This is a genomic window from Bariatricus sp. HCP28S3_F11, assembly GCF_052065395.1.
Lineage (GTDB): Bacteria > Bacillota > Clostridia > Lachnospirales > Lachnospiraceae > Allocoprococcus.
In genome coordinates this window covers 1-2570 of record NZ_JBQHUC010000079.1, presented here as the reverse complement: position 1 = coordinate 2570, position 2570 = coordinate 1, and the positions used below count along the sequence as shown (strand labels likewise).

Sequence of the window (2570 nt, the reverse complement as noted above, 5' to 3'; positions counted from 1 at the left end):
TGCAAATTCCGGCTCATCTGACCACGCATTCCGCTAAGAGCTGATCAGTCTTTCCGGATGTAACTGAACGCGTTTCCGCTTCAGCTGATCAATAAGTTTTCAACGTGTTATAGTTCTTTCGTAGTCATCAAATGATTGCGAAAGGAGGCATAACTATGCAAGACTACAACACGATTATCGGCTCCATCCAGATGCGTTTGAATGGATGCCAGACCAGGTCCGTTATGGACCGTTACAAGATTGGCTCAGGTACATTAAATCTGATCATGAGCCGATACCATGCCAACGGAATCCCAATCGAGGAACTCCGAATGATGGCACCTAAGGAAGTTGAGAACCTTTTCTATCCGCAGAAAAATCTACAGAGGAAAGATGTCCCACTTCCAGATTTCCAGTATTACTATGACAGAATCCATGCACCAGGGAGCCGCATGAACATTTCGTTCTGTTGGCTGGATTATAAAGAAAAGAATCCTGATGGTTATGAGAAGTCACAGTTTTACGAATACTTCAACCGATTCATAGCAGAAAACTATGGTGGCCAGAAGGTATCAATGGCCGTAAACCGAATCCCGGGTGAAAAGATGTATATCGACTGGGTCGGTGATCAGCCGGAACTGTTAACAGATACCGAAACGGGCGAGATCAAAAAAGTCCATATCTTTGCGACCACTCTTGGAGTCAGCAGTCTGATCTATGCAGAAGCTTTTCCAAATGAGAAGCTCCCATGTTTTATAGAAGGCTGTGCCCATGCTGTTTCATTTTATGGTGCTGTTACGAAATACTTTGTGCCCGATAACCTGCGAACTGCTGTAACCAAGCACACAAAGGATGAACTTATCCTGCAGTCTACATTTGCAGATCTGGAAGATTTCTATGAAACTATAGTTCTTCCACCACCCGCTAGAAAGCCGAAAGGCAAGCCTACAGTTGAAAATCATGTACGTTATCTTGAAATACACCTGGTTGAGAAACTGAAAGAAAAGATATATGTATCATTTGAAGACCTAAATGCTGAAATCAAAAAAATAGTAGCAGTCCTCAATAAACGATCTTTTCAAGGCAAGGACTTCTCAAGACAGGATGCTTTCGAAAAGTATGACAAACCATGTATGAAACCACTGCCAGGCGGATGTTACACGGCTTGCGACTATAAAGCGGTCCTAAAAGTTCCCAACAACTACCACATCGAGTATGACGGCCACTACTACTCCGTATTGTACTCTTACTGTGGCAAGCCTGCAATCCTGAAGGCAACCGCTTCAGAGATCAGAATCTGTGATCAGTATAATCGGCTGATCTGTACACATAAGCGGTCTTATAGAGAGTTTCCGCTGTATATCACGGTAGATGAACATATGCCGCCAGAACACCTTTATTACAAAGAAGTCAATTCAAAGGATGGTAATTATTACCGCCGCTGGGCTTCTGCCATTGGTCCTGCGATGTCAGAACTGATTGACAGACTCCTTAAATCATCAAAACATGAAGAGCAGTCCTATAATGCCTGTGCAGGTATCCTGCATAAAGTAAAAACAATCCCGAAAGGTGCTGCTGAAGAAGTTGCCCGTAAATGTATAGAGATCAATTCCTGTAAGTATTTTACCTTCAAGCAGATGCTGAAAAAGATGGATGTGAAGGAACTCCCCGAGCATTCACCAGGAACACTGCCCAATCATGAAAATATCAGAGGAAAGGACTACTATAAGTAAGGGTGACGTACTATGGCATACAGATTAAAAGACTATCTTTATAACGATAAACTCACAAAGGAACAGAACATACTCATGGATCGACTGTATAAACTTCGCATGTCCGGTATGGCTGAAGCATTTGAAAAGCAGCTGCTGGAACCAAACACAGGTCTCGAACCATTTGAAGTCCGCTTTGCTGCTATTGTAAATCAGGAGTGGGATCAGCGTGAGAGTAAAAAGTTTAAACGTCTCATGAAGAAAGCGACCCTGAAATATCCTGCAGCTGATCTTGACAGTTCAATCTATGATCCAGAACGTCAGCTGAATACACACGTCATAGAACTTCTGGCCAAGTGTGATTGGATCGATGAGCCGAATAACCTGCTGATGACCGGAGGGGCCGGTGCTGGGAAAACGCACATCGCCTGCGCCTTATGTATCACAGCAATGCATCAGAACCGTACTGTTAAATACATACGTGCGAACACACTCTTAAAGGAATCAGATCATGCCAGGCAGGAAGGTACTTACTTTGAGTATTCTAATGAAATGGCAGCTTATGATCTCATGGTGATAGATGATTTCGGCTTAATGGATCTGGACATCGAGAAATGCCGCGATTTATTTGAAATCATCGAGTCCAGAGACTGCCGCAAGGCAACTATTATTATCTCACAGATTCCAGTATCCGGATGGTATCAGCTTTTTGGGGATTCCACCTACGCAGATGCCTGCTTAAGTCGAATGACATCTAAGGCATATCGCCTTGAATTTCCTGGCAGGGATCGCAGAATAACCAATAGTAATTAATCAACCTGCTGAGCTTTGCTCAGTTTGAAGCGGAATGGCGCTCCGTTCCTCTGGAACGGATGCGCA

2 protein-coding genes are annotated in these 2570 nt (G+C 43.7%); both read left to right on the top strand.

Features of this window, described 5'->3' with window-relative positions; translation table 11 throughout:
* Positions 1–155: 155 nt before the first annotated feature.
* Positions 156–1712 carry a Mu transposase domain-containing protein gene (locus ACTNBR_RS16180; protein ID WP_055221198.1) on the top strand — a complete coding sequence of 519 codons (1557 nt, stop codon included), beginning with the start codon at positions 156–158 and terminating at the stop codon, positions 1710–1712.
* Between the two features lie 12 nt (positions 1713–1724).
* Positions 1725–2504 carry an ATP-binding protein gene (locus ACTNBR_RS16175; protein ID WP_055221200.1) on the top strand — a complete coding sequence of 260 codons (780 nt, stop codon included), beginning with the start codon at positions 1725–1727 and terminating at the stop codon, positions 2502–2504.
* Positions 2505–2570: the final 66 nt, after the last annotated feature.

What these genes read in the sequence shown, in the direction of transcription:
- ACTNBR_RS16180 (WP_055221198.1), top strand. Translation starts at nt 156, where the DNA reads ATGCAAGACTACAACACGATTATCGGCTCCATCCAGATGCGTTTGAAT.
- ACTNBR_RS16175 (WP_055221200.1), top strand. Translation starts at nt 1,725, where the DNA reads ATGGCATACAGATTAAAAGACTATCTTTATAACGATAAACTCACAAAG.